The sequence below is a fragment of the Rhodococcus globerulus NBRC 14531 genome (assembly GCF_001894805.1).
GTDB classification, from domain to species: Bacteria; Actinomycetota; Actinomycetes; order Mycobacteriales; family Mycobacteriaceae; genus Rhodococcus_F; species Rhodococcus_F globerula.
The window spans coordinates 355244-373868 of the sequence record NZ_BCWX01000004.1 but is presented as its reverse complement, the minus strand read 5'-3'; the positions used below and the strand labels follow the sequence as shown (position 1 = coordinate 373868).

Below are 18625 nucleotides of genomic sequence, written 5' to 3'. Positions count from 1 at the left end.
GTATCTTGGTCGCCTTCGATGCGCCGAAAGGTACTTTCGCTCTGTTGGGAGGGATGAGTTTTGCCGTAAATAACCGGCCCGGAAACAGTTCCGGGTGTACGGTATGCGGGTGCGCCGGAGACTGGTAATCAGTATCGTCACGTTAGTGGTTTGCGCCCTCGGCTTCGCGCCGCCCGCGCTCGCAGACAGTACGTATTCGTCACAGCTACTGTACTTTTCGGTTCAGGTCGGCCCCGATCGGGCTACGCAGTGCACGGTTGTCGGCGAGCTGACCATCCCTGACGGCGTCAGTGCCGGAAATCGGGCGCCGGCAATCCTGACCACCAATGGTTTTGGCGGATCGTACAAAGATCAGATACCGATGGTGCAATTTCTTGCCGAGAACGGGTACGTGGGTCTGACGTATTCGGGCCTGGGATTCGGCGGAACCACCTGCAAGATCACCCTCGATGCTCCCGCATACGACGGCATCGCCGCGTCACAGTTGGTCAGCTTCCTTGGCGGCAGCGAAGGAATTGCATTCACTGATCCTGGTCTGACGCAACCATTTCCGGCTCTGGACGTGGTGGTTCGAGACTCGGTGGACCACAACGGAGTGCCGTCGATCAACGATCCTCGCGTCGGTATGTCGGGCGGATCGTACGGTGGCGGTATTCAATTTGCCGCTGCCAGTGTCGACCCGCGCATCGACACGATCATCCCGATGATCACATGGAACGATCTGTCGTATTCGTTGGCGCCCAACAGTACCGGCATCGTCACCGGCGTCTCGACGGTGGAACCCGGTGCCTCCAAGGTGCTGTTCGCGTCGTTGCTGTTCGGATTGGGAGTCACGAATCCTGGTGTCGACGGGTATGTCGCCGATCCCGCGCGGCTCGAGGGTTGCCCGAACTACGTGTCGTACATGTGCAATGCCATTGCGCAGGCGGTGGTTACAGGTGAAGTGGGTCCGAAGATAGTTGCGGATCTGCGGGCGTCGTCGGTCGCGTCCTACATCGATCAGATCAAGATCCCGGTGTTGCTCGCGCAGGGGCAGCAGGACACTCTGTTCGATTTGAACGAGGCGACGGCCACCTATGAAGCGCTGAAAAGCCATGGTGTGGATGTGAAGATGATCTGGCATTCGTGGGGGCACAGTCACTTGGCTGCTGCGCCAGGCGAATTCAGCTTCAGTGCTCCGGACGCCGAAACTCAGTACGAAACAGGCCGATTCCTCGACTGGTTCGACCACTATCTTCGGGACGAGAACACCGAAACCGGGCCGGAATTTGCTTACTTCCGTAATTGGATCGACTACGAGGGAAATGCTGCGCCGGCCTATGCGACGTCGAATACCGTGAATGTCGGCAGCAACCGGGACTTCCATCTCTCCGCGGATGGCGCACTGCTGCCAGGCGGTGTACCGCCGGTACCCGGAGCGAACACCATAGTCACCGCTCCAGCGGGTCTTCCGACTGGCATCGAACCGCTCAATATCTCTCCGGCAGGCAATATTCCGAATGTGCAGATCCCCGGAACCGAGGCCTTGTGGACCTCGGCTCCGATGACCGACACAATGGACGTTGTCGGTTCGCCGACTGTCACGTTGCGGGTCGCGGCGCCCGGCCAGCCGGTGGTGTTCGCCAAGGTGTACGACGTGGCGCCCGACGGAAGCTCGACGTTGATCAACGGTTTGATCGCGCCGATCAGGATCAGTGATCCGTCGCAACCGGTGCCGGTGACCATGCCCGCGATTGTCCATCGTTTCGAACCCGATCATGCTGTGCGACTGGCGATCACAGGGGGAGACATCAGCTTCCGGGGCGGTCTGGCCGGGATGCCGGTGACGATCTTTGCCGACGCCTCAGGTCCGCTGCAGCTTCCGGTGGTGGGCTAGCCGGCCGTCACTTCAGATATTCGCCCAGCTGTCCGGCCCGAAGACCTCGTAGTGGATATTCTGCGCCGGAACATCGCGTGCTATCAACGATTCACGCATGGACAGCATGAACGGCATCGGACCGCAGAGGAATGCCTGTGTGTTCGGCTCGAGTTCGATCTCACGCAGATCGGCACGTCCTTCGTGAACAGCGCCCAGGGGTGCTAACGAACCGAGGTCTTCGTACCAGCGATGCAGTGTTGCGGCCGGAATCTTGCCGACCAGCTCGCTGAGTTCAGCTCGGTGAGCGTGATCAGCGATGGAGCGATCCGCGTGAATCACCGACACCGAGCGCTGAGCGCCGGTATCCACGAGATGATTGAGCATGCCGATCATCGGCGTGCATCCGATTCCGGCAGACGCGAGCAGGAGTGGCGAATCGTCCTCCGGCATCATCAGATCGCCAAACGGCGTGGTTACCGACAGTTCGGAACCTTCGAAAGCGTTGTTGTAGAGGAAGTTCGATACTTCGCCGTCGGGCGTGCCCGAAATCCTCTTCACGCTGATGCGCCAGTCGGCACTACTCGGCACGGAACAGAGGCTGTATTGCCGGATTTGCCGAGCGCCGTCGGGCAGGGCTACCCCGACTGAAAGATACTGTCCGGGAGCGAATGTGGGGAGAATGCTGCCGTCGAGTGACGTGAGTGTCAGTGACACGGTATCGGCAGACTGCAATACGCGTTCGGTGATTCGCACCGTCCGCCAGACGTCTCCGGGTTCGACGCCGGCGAGTTGATAGAGCCCACGTTCCATGGTGATCAACGTTTCCGCCATCAGCCAGTAGACCTCGTCCCACGCCTTCGCGACATCGGGAGTGACTGCGTCACCGAGTATTTCGACGATTGCGGCAAACAGGTGCTCGTGCACAATTGCGTACTGGTCCGGGGTGATTCCCAGCGACGCATGCTTGTGAGCGATACGCGAAAGGATCAGATCGACCTTGGCGCTGTCGGGTTCGAGCTGGAGTGTCGCGAAGGCGGCGATCGCTCCGGCGAGGGCTTTCTGCTGTTCGCCTTGCTTTTGATTACCACGGTTGAACAAATCACGTTCGAGTTCGGGCTTGGCCTCGAACATATTGCGGTAGAACAGCGTTGTGATATCTCCGATGGCGGCGCCGACCACGGGGAGGGTGGCGCGAATGACCTCGGTTGACGCACTGGAAAGCATGAGATGCTCCGTTCGGTCGAAATTCGGTTGTTCAGCCTGCTTCGTCGCTCCGAGTGGTGAGGCGAAGCAGAACATTTTTGGACGGTTGGCGCGTCACGTCTTCGATCGTGACTCCGTCGAGTGAGGCAAAAAATGCCTCTTGCGCGTCGTGGAGTGCACTCCGCAGGAGGCATCCGCCGCGCAGAGGGCACGGTTTGTCGCCTTCGCAGTCCACAACCTCCCCGGGCCCTTCGAGGCGTCTGGCGAGCCAGCCGATGGTGGCGGTCCGACCCAGCTCGGTGATGGAGAGCCCGCCGCCGCGCCCGCGTTTGGTGTTGACTATGCCCAGTTCACCGAGTCGTGTGACCACTTTGGTTGCGTGGGCGTACGACACGTTGAGCTGCTCGGCAATTACCCGCGTACTGGGGGAGGCGTCGGCGTCGAGTACGGCAAGCCGCATGACGACGCGCAATCCCAGGTCGGTGAACTGCGTCAGTTGCATGACCTGAATCTACATAATTCGCATCTGAGATGACTATTTATGTGAGGGGGATCTCGAGCTCAAAGGCGGGTGGCCGAATCGCCCGGGGCGACGTGAAGAAAACGGGGCGGTTGCCAGGTTCGCGCTGCAAAGGCCTCCCGGACGGACTCGATGACAGCGGCGGACTTCCCCGCCGGTATCAGTGCGATGGCTGATCCGCCGAATCCGCCGCCGGTCATCCGGGCAGCCACAGCGCCGCCGAGTCGGGCAGCGGTGACCGCGACGTCGAGTTCATTGCACGAGACTTCGAAGTCATCGCGCAGCGAAGCGTGGGAGCTGTCCAACAGTGAACCGATATCATCGAATCTTCTGGTGCGCAATAGTTCTGCGGTCAATAGCGTTCGGTTGATTTCAGTAACCACATGCCGTGCCCGTGCCCGGAGTATCGGATCGCTCAGGGATTCGGCCTGCTCTGTGGTGGCTTCTCGTAGGCTGGTGATGCCGAGAACCGCTGCTGCATCTGTGCATTGGGTGCGGCGCAGCCCGTACTGTCCGTCCGCGAGTGAGTGTTTCACGCGCGTGTCGATGACCAAGAGTTCGAATCCGGCATCGCGGAGGTCGAAGGGAATGTGTTCGATAGATCCGTCCCGGCAGTCGAGCAACAGGGCGGTCGACGGCTTGGCGAACAGCGCGATGGTTTGATCCATGCCGCCGGTCGGTGCGCCGACGCCGTCGTTCTCCGCTCGAATACACACCTGCACCAGCTGATCCCTGGTAAGGCTTGCGCCCTGAAGATCATTGACCGCCAGTGCAACCGAACAGGTCAGGGCCGCTGAACTGGACAGACCTGCCCCTACCGGAACCGACGAGTCGATGACCAGATCGAGGCCGGCAACGGTCATGCCTTCGCGGGCGAGTGACCACAGGACTGCTGTGGGATAAGCCGCCCAGCCTGCTCCGATCTCGCCGACGGCTCCCACATATGTCTCGTCGGACTGCCTGCTGTGTATGCGAACTGTCTGGTCGTCGCGCAGGGCAACTGCTACCAGCGTCCGCTGCTCGAGAGCGACGGGCAGACATAACCCGCTGTTGTAATCGGTGTGCTCGCCGATCAGATTGACGCGGCCCGGCGCCGACCACACGCCGGTTGCCTGATATCCGTACGCGTCGCGGAACTGTTGGAGTACAGAATCTTTCGATACGTAACTCATCAGGCGAGCTCACGTAGGCGGGTCGCAACTGCCTCCGGCACCGTGTCGCTGATCCAGGCGCCCATCGCCGATTCGGACCCGGCGAGATACTTGAGCTTGCCGGGTGCCCGCAGGATCGAGAACAACTGCAGGTGCAACCGCCCGAGGTGCCGATCGATACGGATCGGGGCCTGATGCCACGCCGCTATGTACGGCACGCGGTCGATTCCCGGGTAGAAGCTGTCGACGCGCTGGAGTAGGTCTTGATAAACATACGCAAGCTCTTCGCGCTCTTCGGTATTCAGTGACGGGAGGTCGGGAACATCGCGGTGCGGTGCCAGATGAATCTCGATGGGCCAGCGCGCGGCGGCCGGGACGTAGGCACTCCAATGCTTCCCGGAGTACACCACCCGGGCGCCGTCTTGTCGTTCGAAGGCCAGGACGTCCGCGAGGAGTGAGCGTCCGGTGCTCTGAAAGTGCTTGTCCGCCTGAACCAGCATTGCCTGGGTTCGCGGTGTGACGTAGGGGTAGGCGTAGATCTGTCCGTGGGGATGACTGAGAGTCACACCGATCTCTTCTCCGCGGTTCTCGAAGCAGAACACCTGCTCCACCGACGGATCCGCCGACAGCTCCTCCGTTCGCGAGATCCACGCGCCGACGATAGTGCGCAGGCGTTCGGCAGGTAGTTCGCCCACCGACGCGGTGTGATCGCTCGAGAAGCACATCACCTCGCAATGGCCGACCGCGCGCCGATCATCGGGCCCGAAGCGGTTGGCGGACAATAATTCGTCTTGCGCGGGCGCAAAACTGGGAAACCGGTTCTCGAACACTGCGACGTCGTAGTTCGCCTCGGGTATCTCGGTGGGCGCGCCGGCTAGAGTGGTGGGGCAGAGCGGGCATTCGGCTGTGGTGGGCAGGTGCGTTCGCGTCATACGATGCGACGCCATCGTGATCCACTGGCCGGTCAGTACGTCGTAGCGCATCTGCGACTCGATTGTGGCGGACGGTAGTTCGCGTAGATCGCGGGCGGTCCGCGTGTGGGTGGCGCCCGCGTCGTCGAAGTAGAAGATGTGTCGACCGTCGGCCAGCGTACGACGCGTCGGACCGGGCGCTGGCGTCATGCGTCAACTTCCCATTCCAGAACACCCTTGCTCACAACGGGTTTCCACACTCCGATGGTGTCGCCCGTCTCGAGTGCGGTGGCGTGGGCCGCCAGCATGACCGAGACAGACGCCCAGATCGGTCCGCCGTTGTCGGTCCCGTCCGACGCGTATTCGGTGACGCAATGGTGCAGGGCCCCGCCTCGGGTGTCAACGAAAAAGTGGTACTCGTCCAGTCCGGCAAAGGGAATGAACGTCGGAATGAACATGTTTGCAGCAGTACCTGCATCGTCCCGATCGCGTCGATCCATCTCGTCTGCGGGATAGAGGTCGGGATTCTCGTAGATCGTCTCGTCCCACGTTTCGAGCAGCGTGAGACGAACCTCCGTCGCGACGTCGATGGGGTACAAGAACTTGTCGGGAAGAACGCTTCCGAGAAAGAGTCCGGTCCTGTCGTCGTGAGTCAGGCTGCCGTTCTGGACTCGATAGAGGTCACGCAGATCCTGGGGCCAGGAAACACCGGTCGACGCCTCGAACTCGTCGATGATGCTGTCGCTGAGTCCTGGTTGAAACGCGGCAGCCGTCACCGGTGCGTGTGTGCGGCACCAAGTGGTGATTCGACCCCATTCGTCTGCAACGCTCATGGGCTTTACGATACGTCCGCGTCAGGACCCGTGAATCAGGTACTGCAGCGTGCTCACCAGTGCCCGGTCCGAATCCTCGGACTTGCGGCCCGCGATTCCCGAGCGGAGAACCGCAGAACCTTCGAGCAGGCTGACAATCGTCTGCGCCGTTGCTGTTCGCCCCGCCGCATCAAGATCTGGTTGTGTGCACACGACAACCCGCTCCACGTGCGCGATGTACTGCGCGTAGAAATCTCGGACCACAACGGAGACTTCTTCGTCGGCGGCGGATAACGCCCACACCTCGACGTACAGCCGAACAGTGGCAGGATCGTCCTGTTCGCCGAGCAGGATTCTGACGAACTGCTCGGATTCCTCGCGGGACACGGTCTGCTGTGTGTCCGTCACGGCGGCCAGCCGGTCGAGCGAACGGGTCAACGCGCGCGCCATGACGGCGCGGATCAGGTCGGCACGGGTGGGGTAGTAGTGCTGCAGGTGCCCCACCCGCACACCGGCCGCGGCGGCAAAATCTCGCATGGCCGCGTTTGCGTTGCCCTGCGTCGTCAGTACCTGTTCTGCAGCGTCGAGTAGTGCTGCCGCGCGAATGGCGCCCTTGGTCGGGGTCATGTCCGCAATACTGCCACGCCGAGATTCTCTAGCTCGGAGATAGCGTGGCCCGGATTCGGAACTGATTCGGGGAAAGCAACTCCGGGACGTGCGTCGTCGCTCAGGACGTGCCGCACTGCGAGTGCACCGCCTACTGCTGTGAGATGCGCCTGGCCTTGCGGATCGACAATTGTTGCGCTTGTAGCACCGTTGGCACCGGTGACGTCGACTCGTACCTGAGCGCTACCGCCTGTGCCGGGTGAGTACAGCAAGCCGCGTCGTAGCGAGGTGAAGCGTTCTCCGCGTCCCCACCGAAACAGACCGACCTTCTTGGCGGCAAGCAGTGCTGTCGTGGAAGCATTCGAGCTGAAACCGATTCGAGTGCTTGCAGTGTCGACGTTCAGGGTCATGGGAAACGTGAATTGCTCGGGAGTGTCGATCCTTCCGACTTTGGTGCGCGATCCCGGGAAATCCACCCAGCGGGTATCCGTCAAGGGGCTGACGGTGATCGGGTTTCCGTTCTGCATAACCTCGAAGTCCTGACCGAGACGGTCCATGAACTCGACGGAGTCGAGGCCGGCAATGTCGTTGACGTCGTAGCGAATCGAGACGTCGATCAGCTCGGCGCCGCCGAGCTCTTCCGCGAGCGCGGCGGCAACGATGTTGGTGACACCGCCCATCCAGCCGGACGACAGGTAAACCGGTGCGGTGGGCGACATCTGGCTTGCCAACGTGGCTGCGCGGGCTACCCTCGTAGTCCAGCGGGTGATGTCCACGTACGGTATTCCCGCTTGGACCGCGGCAGTCAACACACGATCGTGTGGATCGTTGACGGTCGACACGACCGCACGTGCCGAGGCGTCGAAAGGCGTCGGATCGGTGAGGTCCCAGCGGCGGACCGAAGCTCCGTGCCGGCGGGCCAACTCGGCGCCCTTCTCGGGGGTACGTCCGGTCAGGAGTAGCAAAAAGTCAGGTGCAAGCAGGGCGGTCAGCGCGCTGCCGACGGTTCCGTATCCACCAGCTACGAGGATGGCGCCGTCTGGGTCGTGGCGCAGTGTGTCGGTCATGCAGCCAACTCTAGGTCAAATGACCTAAAACGTCGAACGGTCCCGGTGTCAGTCCCGATGAGCCACGATGTTGACCACGTTGCCGTCCGGGGCCCGGACCAGGAACCGGCGCACACCCCACACTTCGGTTGTCAGTGGGTGCACGATCTCGTATCCGAGTTTCCGGGCTTCGTCGTACGCGCCGTCGACGTCGTCGGTGTGGACGGAGATGACCGAGTCCTCAGGGGAGGTCGCATCATGCGTGACGAGTTGTACATGCGCATCGGAGTCGGGAGACGCGAAGCGTGCCACCCAACCCATGTTGAACTCCTCGGTGCTCAGGCCGAGGAAGTCGGCGTAGAAACTCTTTGCCGTCTCTACATCGGGAACTTTGAGGTTGGTCGTGATTCGTTGTGAGCGCATGCGGTCTCCCGGTCGTCGACAATAGGTAACTTCGATAATTGCCTGCGCGCCGGGACATGTCGAGAGGTGTTGTGGCGATTGACCGCACGAAATTCGGGCAAGTGGGGGACAATCACCGTCAGGCGACAAGTCGAGGAGATGCAAATGTCCGAGGCCAAATCCGAGCACACCGATGTTGTAGTTGAACCCGAGCCGTCGATGATGAAGCGGTACTACCCCGCTGCGGTGCCCGTGATCCTCGGTTTGATCATCTTCTTCCTGCCTGTGCCGGATGGTGTCGATCCCAAAGGTATGCAGATGCTCGGCATCTTCGTCGGCACGATCGTCGCGTTGATCCTGCAACCGCTGCCCACCGGATCAGTTGCCCTCGTCGGCTTGTCGATTGCGATGATCACACAGACGGAGACGCCTTCGGAGGCGCTGGCCGGCTTCAGTAACACCACGATCTGGCTGATTGTGGCCTCGTTCTTCATTGCCGAAGGTTTTCTGGTCACCGGTCTGGGCAAACGGATCGCGTTGATGTTCGTCACGAAACTCGGAAAGTCAAGTCTTGGACTGTCTTACGGGATGGCGCTGACCGATCTGATTCTTGCGCCGGCAACACCGTCGAATACCGCGAGAGCGGGCGGCGTGGTGTATCCGATCATCGTCTCGCTGAGCAAACTCGAGGATTCCAATCCGGAACCGGAGGAATCCCGGAAGAAGCTCGGCGCGTATCTGCTGCTCACCTCACTTCAGGTCAACGTGGTCACCTCGGCCATGTTCATCACCGCCATGGCCGGTAATCCGGTAGCCGTCGACGCGGCCGCCAAGCTAGGTATCGAGATATCTTGGGGTAAATGGGCATTGGCGGCTTCGGTGCCGGGAATTGCCAGCTTGATCGCGATCCCGTGGGTGATGTCCAAGATCTTCCCGCCGACCATGCTGAAAACCCCCCAAGCTCCGGAGCAGGCCAGGGACGAGCTACGCAAGGCCGGTCCCGTGAGCCGCGACGAGAAGATCATGGCCGCAACGTTCATTCTGCTGCTTGTGCTCTGGTGCCTGGGTACACAACTCAACGTCAACGCCACCACCACGGCGTTTGTCGGCATCGCGATCCTCCTTGTCACGAAGGTGCTCAGCTGGAACAACCTGGTGACGGATAAAGGCGCATGGCAGACGCTGGTCTTCTTCGCTGTATTGGTGGGTATGGCAGGTCATCTCGAAGAGTTGGGCGTGATCGCGTGGATCGGCGGCCAGGTCTCGTCCAGTGTCGACGGGCTGCCGTGGATCTGGGCATTCGCGATTCTCACACTGGTCTACTTCTACGCGCACTACCTGTTTGCTTCCAACACGGCGCAGATCGTCGCGATGTACGCCGTGTTCCTCGGCGCAGCGGTTGCCACGGGCGCTCCACCACTGTTCTCGGCCTTGGTGTTCGGATTCATCGGCAGCCTGTTCGGCGGTATCTCGCACTACGCGTCCGGACCCGCCGGAGTTGTCTACGGCTCCGGGTACATCAAGACCTCCGAGTGGTTCCGAATCGGGTTTGTCATGAGCGTTGTGCTCATCCTCATCTGGACGATCATCGGTGGCGCGTGGATGAAAGTGATCGGTGCCTGGTGATCAGTTGTCCTTGCGGCGCAAGCTGAACCGCATGGATTCCTTGTTGACGGCGGCGATTGCCGTCAACGGGATCTCGGCTGGACACACCTTTGCGCATTCGCCGTAGGTCGAGCACGGCCCGAAGTCGGCTTCCATCTGATCGGACATCGCGCGGGCGCGCTTGCCTCTTTCGTTGCGACCCTGCGTTACCAGCGACAGATGGGTGAGTTTGGAACCCGTGAACAGATGGGCCGCTCCGTTGGGGCACGCGGCAACACAGGCGCCGCATCCGATGCAGGCCGCAAAGTCCAGCGCGGCTTCGGCATTCTGATGGGAGAGCGGTTGACTGTCGGCGTCAGGTGCCGTGCCGGCGTTGACGGAAACATAGCCACCGGCCTCGAGAACGCGATCCATAGCCGACCGGTCGACCACCAGATCCCGTACCACCGGAAACGCCGCAGAACGGAACGGCTCCAAAACAATTCGATCACCGTCCGAGAAACTACGAAGATGCTGGCGGCACGTCGGCGTGTTGGCCACCGGCCCGTGCGGGGTGTTGTTGACGGTGATACCGCACGAACCGCAAATACCTTCGCGGCAATCGGAATCGAACGCGATGGGGCTCTTGCCCTCTTCGACGAGTTGATCATTGAGTCGATCGAGAAGTTCGAGCAGCGACATCTCGACGCTCGCGTCGTCAACCTGATAAGTATCGAAGGCGCCGGAAGATTCAGGTCCATTCTGGCGCCACACGTCCACAGTGATTTTCATGCGTAGTTCCTCGTTTGCAGCGGAACAGCGGTGAAGGACAACGGTTCGTCGTGACGGATGTGCCGACCGTCCTTGGCGGTTTCCCAGGCCGAGACAAAGCACCAGCGATCGTCGTCGCGTAGTGCTTCACCATCCGACGTCTGGTGCTCGGCACGAAAATGTGCTCCGCATGATTCGTCCCGGTCGAGCGCGTCGACGCACATCAGTTCGGCGAGTTCGAGAAAATCAGAAACCCGCCCAGCCCGTTCGAGTTCCTGGTTGAACTGGTTTCCGGTTCCCACAACCCGCAGGTCCGACCAGAATTCGCCGCGCAGTTCCCGGATCTCCGTAATGGCCTTTGTCAACCCTTCTGCCGAACGGGTGACTCCGCAACCCGCATACAGGATCTCGCCGAGTCGGCGATGGAATCTGTCGGGGCCGTGCTTGCCACCTACAGACAACAGGAGTTCGACTCGTCCTCGTACGTCGTTGAGCGTCGACACCACCGCCTCGTCGTCGAGGCTGAGTTCGGGAGTACCGAGCAGGGGTGCAAGGTAGTTCGGAATTGCATAGGGAAGGGTGAACCACCCGTCGACGCAGGCGGAGAGCAGGGAATTGGCGCCGAGCCTGTTTGCTCCGTGGTACCCCCAGCCGGCTTCGCCACCGACAAACAGGCCTGGGATCGACGTCATCTGGTCGTAGTCGTTCCAGAGGCCACCCATGGTGAAATGCGCGCCCGGTGCAATACGCATCGGCACTGTATAGGGATCCTCACTGGTGGCATCGCGATACATCGAGAAGAGGTTTCCGTACCGCTCTTCGATGGTCTTTCGACCCAATCGCGCGAGCGCATCTCGAAAATCCAGGTACACACTGTTTTTCAGTGGGCCGACGCCATGACCGGTATCGATCTGCTCGCGGGCGGCACGCGAGGAAACATCGCGGGGTGAGAGATTGCCGAAGGCGGGGTACTTGCGTTCGAGGTAGTAGTCGCGCTCGCTATCGGGGATGTCTCCGGGTTCGCGACTGTCTCCCGGTTGTGCTGGTACCCAGATGCGGCCGTCGTTGCGGAGCGACTCGCTCATCAGGATGGTCTTGGACTGCCACTCGGAATTGACGGGAAGTGCGGTGGGATGGAACTGAATGAAGGACGGAGACGCCATCAATGCGCCGCGCCGGTGCGCTCGCCACGCGGCAGTGGCGTTGGAGTTCTTGGCAAGAGTCGATTTGTGGAAGACCGTGCCGTAGCCGCCCGACGCCAGGACAACCGCATGTCCTGTGGTGGACCTGATTTCGCCGGTCACGAGGTCGCGCGTCACAATTCCCTGGGCGCGTCCGTCTGCGACGATGAGATCGAGCATCTCGGTGCGGGTATGGAGGTTCACGGTGCCGGCAGCGATTTGTCGTTGCAGTGCCTGCGACGACGCTATCTGCAACTGCTGGCCCGTCTGCCCACGCGTGTAGTACGTGCGCGAAACCTGGACGCCACCAAACGATCGGGTGGCCAACGTGCCGCCGTATTCGCGTGCAAACGGAGCGCCGATGGCATTCATATGGTCGATCACCCGCACGGATTCCTCGGCTAGCCGGAAGCAGTCCGCCTCGCGTCCACGGAAGTCGCCGCCCTTCACGGTGTCCTTGACAAATCGATCGAGGCTGTCGTTGTCGACCTTGCGGGCGCGGGCTGCGTTGATGCCGCCTTGAGCGGCGACGCTATGTGCGCGTCTCGGTGCATCGTGGAACGTGAACGACTCGACGTGGTAACCCAATTCGCCGAGCGATGCGGCACAGGCCGCGCCGGCGAGTCCGGTACCGACAACGATGACCGTGAACTTGCGGCGATTGAGTGGGCTGACGAGTTTGTAGTCGAGTTTGCGGTTCGGCCAGGCCCTCGACGGATCTCCCGGCGGTACGTTACCGTCAATCGGGGTACCGATGGTTCGCAGGTCGTCGGCGTCGAAGCTGCTCATCTGATCACGCTCCTGTTTTCGAGACGAGTCCGGTGAGAACGGCGATGGGGATCGACATGTTTCCCACCATGACAACAAGTGCGATGATGCCGGCGAGTGCGACCGCAACTTGGCGGAACCGCTGACCGGTCACACCGAGATCATTGACGGCACTCCATAATCCGTGGGCCAGATGCATGGCGAGCAGGGCCATCGCGAGTATGTAGAAGGCAGCGACAGCGGGGCGTTCGAAGCTGGCAACGAGATTGTCGTAGGCGTAACTCTGCGATCGGGTGGCCGCTTCGTATTCGGTACTGCCGATCGGGCGGGTGCCGGTTGTGAGGTCGAGGATGTGAAAGACGATGAACAGCAGGAGAACTGCTCCGGTCACCGGCATTGTCCGGGCGGTGAACGACGAAAGTCCTAACCCTTTGCGGCGGAACGGTCCTCGGGCTCTGCGCGCGCGAAGGGTGAGAAGCCACGCGCACCACACATGGGCGATCAGCGAGACCAGTAGAACGATGCGGAGAATCCAGAGCAATCCTTCGTAGGGAAGGAACGGTTCGAAGACGGTTCGTAGCCAGTGTGCATAGTCGTCGAAGTGTTCGGCGCCGGTGTACACCTTCAGATTGCCGATCATGTGGACGACCACGAATGCCGCAAAGATCAGCCCCGTCACTGCCATCAGAATCTTGCACGTGACGTTCGACGGGCGTGGGCGTGACCGTGTTGAATCGGCACCGGCGTGCGGTACGCGGGTCGGAACACTCACTCGTAAAACCTCCCAAGCCAGACGTGCCGGATAGGTGCCGTCAGCCTAGGCGTGATTGTGCAATTGGGCAGGGGAACGCAGTGCGACTTGTCGGTTCGTGCCGGTCAATGGTTATGTAACGGACAATATTACTCGGAAGTAAGGAAGCGTGGGCGATGGTGAACTCGACGTCACGACGACGAGCAGTGTGCGTCGGCGCTGCATCTGTCCTGGCAGCTGCCCTGATCGCGGCGGGGTCACCGGCCGGGGCGCAGGAAGCCGTCGACCTGTCCGAGGTCTTCAATCCGCTGGTTGTGCGAGCTCTCCAGGGTGGTGAGATCTCGGGGGAGTTCACTCCACTGGGACTCTCGTCGGATGATCCGTGGTTCGACGAACCAGAACTCAGTGGCGACACAGCGCCGGGACTCCTACTCAAAGCCCGCCCAGTGAGCGTGCAGGTCTATCAGGTGCGACCGGACGCGGTCAGCGCCTACCAACTCATGTACACGACAACCGATCATTTCGGACGTCGGGTGATCAGCACCGGAATCCTGATGATTCCCGAGGACGGCACCGCTCCCGCTGATCGCAAGATCATCGGTTATGCCGAGGCGAACGACAGCCTCGGGGCCAACTGCGCTCCCAGTCACCAGTGGACCGGTGGAAATCAGAGCGACCCGGCCATGTTCTCGGCACTCGGACCCGTTGCGGAGATGTTCGGACGCGGTTGGGCCGTCATGATGAGCGATGTCGGAAACGACGGGGATACCTCGCCGCACCCGTTCTCCGTCGGTCAGTTCTCGGGCAAGGCCACCCTCGACGGTGTACGAGCAGCGCTGGCGCTTCCCGAGGCCGGATTGGCATCCGATACACCGGTTGGCATCTACGGAGTTGCCGGTGGCGGTGTCGCGGCGGGCTTTGCGGCGGAGCAGGCCCATACCTACGCGCCAGAGCTGAACGTGACGGCCAGTGCGATCCAGGCGATGATGATCGATCCGGCAACGTTCGAGGCAACTGCAGCCGGCGGCATCGGTTCCGGGTTTGTCTTCTCGTCCGTCCTCGGATTTGATGCCGGGTATCCGGAGATCAAGCTGGACGATCACTTCACTCCGGTCGGCCGCGACGTTGCTGCGGCTTTTCGGACATCTTGTCAAGCACTGTATTTGGCGCTTCCGTTCGTTCCGTTCGATGTTCTGTTGACCAACCCAGCACCCCGAACCATTCCGGCGCTGGCGGCCGCCTACGAGGACAACACCTTGGGCAAGCAGGCACCGAAGTCGAAGTTGCTTATCTCGTCCTGTGAAGACGATTTTCTCGTGCCCTTCAGTGAGGCACAGGAATTGGCGGACACGTATCGTGCCGACGGTGGTGACGTCGATCTGATTCCTTCGCAGTGTGGGCCTCTCGACTATGTCACCAACCTGTACAAGACGGTTACCGATCAGCTCGGGATGCAGGACGTCGCCTGGCTGGCTGCGGAATTCGATGAAGCAGAGAGTAAGTAGATGATCCGAAAGTCTTTGACGCGCAGAGATTTTGCCCGCACTGTTATGGTGGGCTCGGTTGCACTTGGCAGCGCGATGGCGGTAGGAACAACTGCTTCGGCGCGCGAGGTGGATCGGTACCTCGATCTCACCGCGGTCAACGCCGATGCCGAAGCCGCAGGTGGGCTTCATCCGACTCTGCCCTCCGATTCCGCGAAACTTCGTGTCCTGCTCGACGAGGCCAGATCGGCAGGGGTGGATCCGCGGCGGTATCAGGTATTGCTGAAGCAGTATTGGCTTGCAGTCGGAACGGAATCCGCGGGAATCGACCTTGCCTCCTGGACTCCGTTCGACGGTGTTCACGCAAATCTCGGCAACCTGACCAATACCTTTGCGTTCTACGAGCGCCTCCAACTCGAGCACAGTGAATTACAGTGGGCTGGAATGGGTGGGATGGTTGGTCCGGCTTTTGCAGCGGGACTACTCGACGTGGATTTCGGGCGGGTCGTGCTGAACATCCGAGCGATCAGCGACGCTATGGCCGTGGTGTGGCGCGAACTCGACCGTGTCGGCACACCCATCGCGCAATCGATGGCAGCGCCCGAAGACCTCCAGGCGTTGCTCCAGGTGGGGCACGAAATTCGACCTGAGGATGTGATGTGGTTCCAGGGCAAGGTAATTGCCATGAGCAAACACATCTTCTCGGACCTGATCCCCATGCATATGGCGTGGATACACAACGGGGCGGACGGGATAGGCGAACTGGACCGGGCCGGCCTGCTCGACGAAAATGCGCGAATTGCCTGGCGCAACATTGCATCCGGTAATCCGGAAGCGGTGTTCGACGGTAATGTGCGACTGCTTCGGCGTGAGCAGTACCAATCCGTCGGCGATCAATGGGACGAGGCAAAGAACTATCGCGGAAGCGTCGGTCGGGCTCTGACGTACTTGACCACGTTTGCCGCGTCGCCGTCGATGCCGGGTGTAATCCCACCGCGTGAGTCCGATTCGCTCGAGTTCCAGGTTGGCGCAGCAAGAATCGCGACTCCGTTGCCGGACTTCAACTGGGCGGATCGAGACGGGCGCTGGATATACATCACCAACCAATTGCTTCCCGTCTACCGCGATCTCATGAACGATCAACCGGTCCTGTGGCGCGAGACGTTGGCCGCCCCGGTATCTCAACGGATTGCGGGTCAGGGCATGATCGCGCAGCTGCCGGACCTGCTCCGTTCGATGCTCTCGGCGGTCAAGATCGACTGGAACTGACGGTTGATCCAGGATCTTTCCTGAATAACAATCCTGCCAAAACGGGTAAATAAGACAAAATTCTCGTTACCGTGACCGGACATCCGACATTTCAGGGGGTCCAATTTGATGGTCACTGTGCGTAAATCGGTGTTGAGAGGAATTGTTGCAGCCTCGTTGGTTGCGGTAGCAGGAGTAGGACTCTCGCCGGCAACAGCCAGCGCTGATGTCACGCCCGTTACCCTGGTCAACGGCGTTCTGTCCACAGTTGGTGGGTGTCAAACCACCATTCGTGAATTGATCGTGTTCTGCACGGGCGCAGAGACGTTGACCAGGCGGTCGCCGCTTCTCCTCGATCTGAATCCGGTCGGAACCAACATCGTTGTGCTCGGCGCTGGGCTATTCGACGACGGCACCATGCGAGATATGTTGGTCGACCGTCTGCAAGCTGCCTTGTACCTCGCGCAGAGGTATCCAGCCGCGCCGATCATCACCAGCGGCGGTGCGCCCAAGTCGGGTGTCACCGAAGCCAGGGCTATGCGGGATTGGCTGGTGGCCAATGGCGTTCACCCGGGCCGCATAACCGAGGAAGGCCGATCGGGTTCGACAGTGCAGAACGCGCAGTTCACCTCGCAGATCTTGGCCGACCGCGGAGCAACCGGCGTTGTCGTGGTGTCGAGCGCCAACCATGTCGAGCGGGCGATGATCGACTTCAGGGTTGCGGTGGCAGGCAGAATGCTTGTCGCCGGCGTTATTGCTGCGACTTGATCAACTCTGCTTCGGCCAGCAGTTGCTCGTCACCGCTCTGGGTGCGCAGAGCACGTTCCTTGATGAAGGCAACGGCAACAAGGCTGAGCAGCCCCAGAATTCCTGCAATCAGAAACAGGCGTGCGGTGGCGTCGCCGTACGCGATGCGGACGACGTCGGCAAGGGCGTCGGGCAGTTCATTGAGATTGGACAGCCCGGCGCCTCCCGTTGCGTCGACGCCGATTGCGCTCAAGCCCTGAGCAGTCAGATGTGCCACGTGTGTCGACAGAACGGCGCCGAGGATCGAGACTCCGGCTGCCCCGCCGAGCGAGCGGAAGAATGTGATGGTTGAACTGGCCGCTCCGAGATCGCTCGCATCGACCGTATTCTGCACTGCGAGAACAAGATTTTGCATCACCATGCCCATGCCGGTGCCTGCGATGAACAAAAACACGCCGATCCAGACGACTGAGGTGGCGTGGTCGATGGTGGCGAGCAGGAAGAATCCGAGTGTCATCGTGCTCGCGCCGGCAACGAGGAAGATCTTCCATCGACCGAACTTGGTGATGAGTGAGCCGGAGATACTGGACGACAGGGTGGATCCGATCACCATCGGAAGTGTCAGAAGCCCTGCGACAGTGGGTGAGTAACCGCGTGCGATCTGAAAGTACTGTCCGAGGAATACCGCGCCGCCGAAGATGGCAACACCGACGGTGATGCTGGCGAAGGTCGCGAGCGAGGTGGTGCGGTCACGGAAAAGCCGCAGGGGAATGATGGGTTCCTCCACCACGCTCTCGACCCAGACTGCCGCGGCGATAAGCACGATTCCGAGACCGCACAGGAAGAACGACATACCGGAGGACCACTCGAAGTTCTTGCCCGCCAAAGTCACCCAGATGAGGAGTGTGCTTACGCCGCCGGCGATGAGAGTCGCACCGGCGTAGTCGATCTTGACCTTTCTGCGTACCACGGGAAGATTGAGGGTGCGCTGCACGACTATCAGTGCGATCACTGCCAACGGGACGCAGACGAAGAAGGTCCAGCGCCACCCTAGCCAACTGGTATCTACGATGACGCCGCCGATGAGTGGACCGGCGATGGTGGCAATCGACATGACGGCTGCGATCGGACCTTGGTATCGGCCACGTTCGCGAGGACTGAACATGGCTGCGATCACGATGATGACCAGTGCCTGCAAGCCACCGAGTCCCAGGCCCTGCACAACTCGGAAGGCGATCAATATGCCGACGGATTGTGCGAGTCCGGCCAGGATGGATCCGATGGTGAAGATCAGGATGGAGAGTTGAACCAGCAGTTTTTTGCTCACGAGATCCGAGAACTTGCCCCAGATGGGCGTTGTGGCTGTGGAAGCCAGAAGAGTTGCCGTCACGACCCAGGTGTACTGATCTTGGGTTCCGTGTAGTTCGGTGATGATGGTCGGCAGGGCATTCGAGACAATGGTCGAGGATAGGAAGGCCACGAACATTCCGAGGAGAAGTCCGACAAGCGCCTCGATCTTCTGCCGGTGCGACATCGGAGCGGCGGGGGCCTCCTGCAGGCGGATCGATCCGACTTCTTCATG

Annotated in this window: 17 protein-coding genes; 5 read left to right on the top strand and 12 right to left on the bottom strand. The window is 60.9% G+C overall.

Going from position 1 to position 18625, the window contains the following annotated elements:
* The first annotated feature begins 94 nt into the window (after nucleotides 1-94).
* Entirely contained in the window at nucleotides 95-1876 is a 1782-nt protein-coding gene (locus tag RG2_RS22375; RefSeq protein WP_033233665.1) for a CocE/NonD family hydrolase, read from the top strand.
* A 12-nt stretch (nucleotides 1877-1888) separates the two neighbouring features.
* Here the strand turns inward: RG2_RS22375 and RG2_RS22370 are convergent, their stop codons facing one another.
* Genes RG2_RS22370 through RG2_RS22335 form a run of 8 tightly spaced genes read right to left on the bottom strand, consistent with a single transcriptional unit; the run spans nucleotide 1889 to nucleotide 8530 of the window.
* On the bottom strand, nucleotides 1889-3082 hold the full coding sequence (locus RG2_RS22370) for a globin domain-containing protein (protein WP_033233867.1): 1194 nt from the start codon (nucleotides 3080-3082) through the stop codon (nucleotides 1889-1891).
* 31 nt (nucleotides 3083-3113) lie between these two features.
* Entirely contained in the window at nucleotides 3114-3563 is a 450-nt protein-coding gene (locus RG2_RS22365) for an RrF2 family transcriptional regulator (protein WP_033233664.1), read from the bottom strand.
* Between the two features lie 59 nt (nucleotides 3564-3622).
* On the bottom strand, nucleotides 3623-4753 hold the full coding sequence (galK, locus tag RG2_RS22360; protein ID WP_033233663.1) for a galactokinase: 1131 nt from the start codon (nucleotides 4751-4753) through the stop codon (nucleotides 3623-3625).
* Complete coding sequence (gene galT / locus RG2_RS22355; protein WP_033233662.1) at nucleotides 4753-5853, bottom strand: galactose-1-phosphate uridylyltransferase; 1101 nt, start codon at nucleotides 5851-5853, stop codon at nucleotides 4753-4755. The genes galK and galT overlap by 1 nt, the downstream gene beginning before the upstream one ends.
* A complete protein-coding gene (locus RG2_RS22350) occupies nucleotides 5850-6476 on the bottom strand; it encodes an SMI1/KNR4 family protein (RefSeq protein WP_033233661.1) in 627 nt (208 codons plus the stop codon). The genes galT and RG2_RS22350 overlap by 4 nt, the downstream gene beginning before the upstream one ends.
* A gap of 21 nt (nucleotides 6477-6497) precedes the next feature.
* Nucleotides 6498-7082: a TetR family transcriptional regulator gene (locus tag RG2_RS22345; RefSeq protein ID WP_033233660.1), complete on the bottom strand. Its 585-nt coding sequence runs from the start codon at nucleotides 7080-7082 to the stop codon at nucleotides 6498-6500.
* Entirely contained in the window at nucleotides 7079-8128 is a 1050-nt protein-coding gene (locus tag RG2_RS22340) for a saccharopine dehydrogenase family protein (RefSeq protein ID WP_033233659.1), read from the bottom strand. The genes RG2_RS22345 and RG2_RS22340 overlap by 4 nt, the downstream gene beginning before the upstream one ends.
* A gap of 48 nt (nucleotides 8129-8176) precedes the next feature.
* Entirely contained in the window at nucleotides 8177-8530 is a 354-nt protein-coding gene (locus tag RG2_RS22335) for a VOC family protein (RefSeq protein WP_033233658.1), read from the bottom strand.
* Nucleotides 8531-8674: 144 nt separating this feature from the next.
* Here RG2_RS22335 and RG2_RS22330 point away from each other — a divergent pair, with 144 nt between their 5' ends.
* Entirely contained in the window at nucleotides 8675-10135 is a 1461-nt protein-coding gene (locus RG2_RS22330; protein WP_033233866.1) for an anion permease, read from the top strand.
* Here RG2_RS22330 and RG2_RS22325 read toward each other — a convergent pair whose 3' ends face one another.
* The 3 genes from RG2_RS22325 to RG2_RS22315 are packed head-to-tail and all read right to left on the bottom strand — an operon-like array spanning nucleotide 10136 to nucleotide 13585.
* Nucleotides 10136-10885, bottom strand: coding sequence for a succinate dehydrogenase/fumarate reductase iron-sulfur subunit (locus RG2_RS22325; RefSeq protein ID WP_033233657.1), 750 nt, complete (start codon nucleotides 10883-10885; stop codon nucleotides 10136-10138).
* Nucleotides 10882-12834, bottom strand: a complete 1953-nt coding sequence (locus RG2_RS22320) for a fumarate reductase/succinate dehydrogenase flavoprotein subunit (protein WP_033233656.1) — start codon at nucleotides 12832-12834, stop codon at nucleotides 10882-10884. Before RG2_RS22320 ends, RG2_RS22325 begins: the two co-directional genes overlap by 4 nt.
* Nucleotides 12835-12838: 4 nt before the next feature.
* On the bottom strand, nucleotides 12839-13585 hold the full coding sequence (locus RG2_RS22315) for a succinate dehydrogenase cytochrome b subunit (protein ID WP_033233655.1): 747 nt from the start codon (nucleotides 13583-13585) through the stop codon (nucleotides 12839-12841).
* 155 nt (nucleotides 13586-13740) lie between these two features.
* On the opposite strand from RG2_RS22315, the gene RG2_RS22310 reads away from it, so the two are divergent.
* From RG2_RS22310 to RG2_RS22300, 3 genes are all read left to right on the top strand, one after another.
* On the top strand, nucleotides 13741-15069 hold the full coding sequence (locus RG2_RS22310) for a lipase family protein (RefSeq protein ID WP_033233654.1): 1329 nt from the start codon (nucleotides 13741-13743) through the stop codon (nucleotides 15067-15069).
* Nucleotides 15070-16317 carry a hypothetical protein gene (locus tag RG2_RS22305; RefSeq protein WP_051730420.1) on the top strand — a complete coding sequence of 416 codons (1248 nt, stop codon included), beginning with the start codon at nucleotides 15070-15072 and terminating at the stop codon, nucleotides 16315-16317.
* Nucleotides 16318-16425: 108 nt separating this feature from the next.
* Entirely contained in the window at nucleotides 16426-17064 is a 639-nt protein-coding gene (locus tag RG2_RS22300) for a YdcF family protein (protein WP_033233652.1), read from the top strand.
* Here the strand turns inward: RG2_RS22300 and RG2_RS22295 are convergent.
* Entirely contained in the window at nucleotides 17048-18577 is a 1530-nt protein-coding gene (locus RG2_RS22295; protein WP_051730448.1) for an MFS transporter, read from the bottom strand. The genes RG2_RS22300 and RG2_RS22295 overlap by 17 nt on opposite strands.
* Nucleotides 18578-18625: the final 48 nt, after the last annotated feature.

Bases quoted from the DNA above. Each gene is read 5' to 3' on its own strand.
- RG2_RS22370 (WP_033233867.1), bottom strand. From the start codon at position 3,082: ATGCTTTCCAGTGCGTCAACCGAGGTCATTCGCGCCACCCTCCCCGTG.
- RG2_RS22365 (WP_033233664.1), bottom strand. From the start codon at position 3,563: ATGCAACTGACGCAGTTCACCGACCTGGGATTGCGCGTCGTCATGCGG.
- galK (WP_033233663.1), bottom strand. From the start codon at position 4,753: ATGAGTTACGTATCGAAAGATTCTGTACTCCAACAGTTCCGCGACGCG.
- galT (WP_033233662.1), bottom strand. From the start codon at position 5,853: ATGACGCCAGCGCCCGGTCCGACGCGTCGTACGCTGGCCGACGGTCGA.
- RG2_RS22350 (WP_033233661.1), bottom strand. From the start codon at position 6,476: ATGAGCGTTGCAGACGAATGGGGTCGAATCACCACTTGGTGCCGCACA.
- RG2_RS22345 (WP_033233660.1), bottom strand. From the start codon at position 7,082: ATGACCCCGACCAAGGGCGCCATTCGCGCGGCAGCACTACTCGACGCT.
- RG2_RS22340 (WP_033233659.1), bottom strand. From the start codon at position 8,128: ATGACCGACACACTGCGCCACGACCCAGACGGCGCCATCCTCGTAGCT.
- RG2_RS22335 (WP_033233658.1), bottom strand. From the start codon at position 8,530: ATGCGCTCACAACGAATCACGACCAACCTCAAAGTTCCCGATGTAGAG.
- RG2_RS22330 (WP_033233866.1), top strand. From the start codon at position 8,675: ATGTCCGAGGCCAAATCCGAGCACACCGATGTTGTAGTTGAACCCGAG.
- RG2_RS22325 (WP_033233657.1), bottom strand. From the start codon at position 10,885: ATGAAAATCACTGTGGACGTGTGGCGCCAGAATGGACCTGAATCTTCC.
- RG2_RS22320 (WP_033233656.1), bottom strand. From the start codon at position 12,834: ATGAGCAGCTTCGACGCCGACGACCTGCGAACCATCGGTACCCCGATT.
- RG2_RS22310 (WP_033233654.1), top strand. From the start codon at position 13,741: ATGGTGAACTCGACGTCACGACGACGAGCAGTGTGCGTCGGCGCTGCA.
- RG2_RS22305 (WP_051730420.1), top strand. From the start codon at position 15,070: ATGATCCGAAAGTCTTTGACGCGCAGAGATTTTGCCCGCACTGTTATG.
- RG2_RS22300 (WP_033233652.1), top strand. From the start codon at position 16,426: ATGGTCACTGTGCGTAAATCGGTGTTGAGAGGAATTGTTGCAGCCTCG.
- RG2_RS22295 (WP_051730448.1), bottom strand. From the start codon at position 18,577: ATGTCGCACCGGCAGAAGATCGAGGCGCTTGTCGGACTTCTCCTCGGA.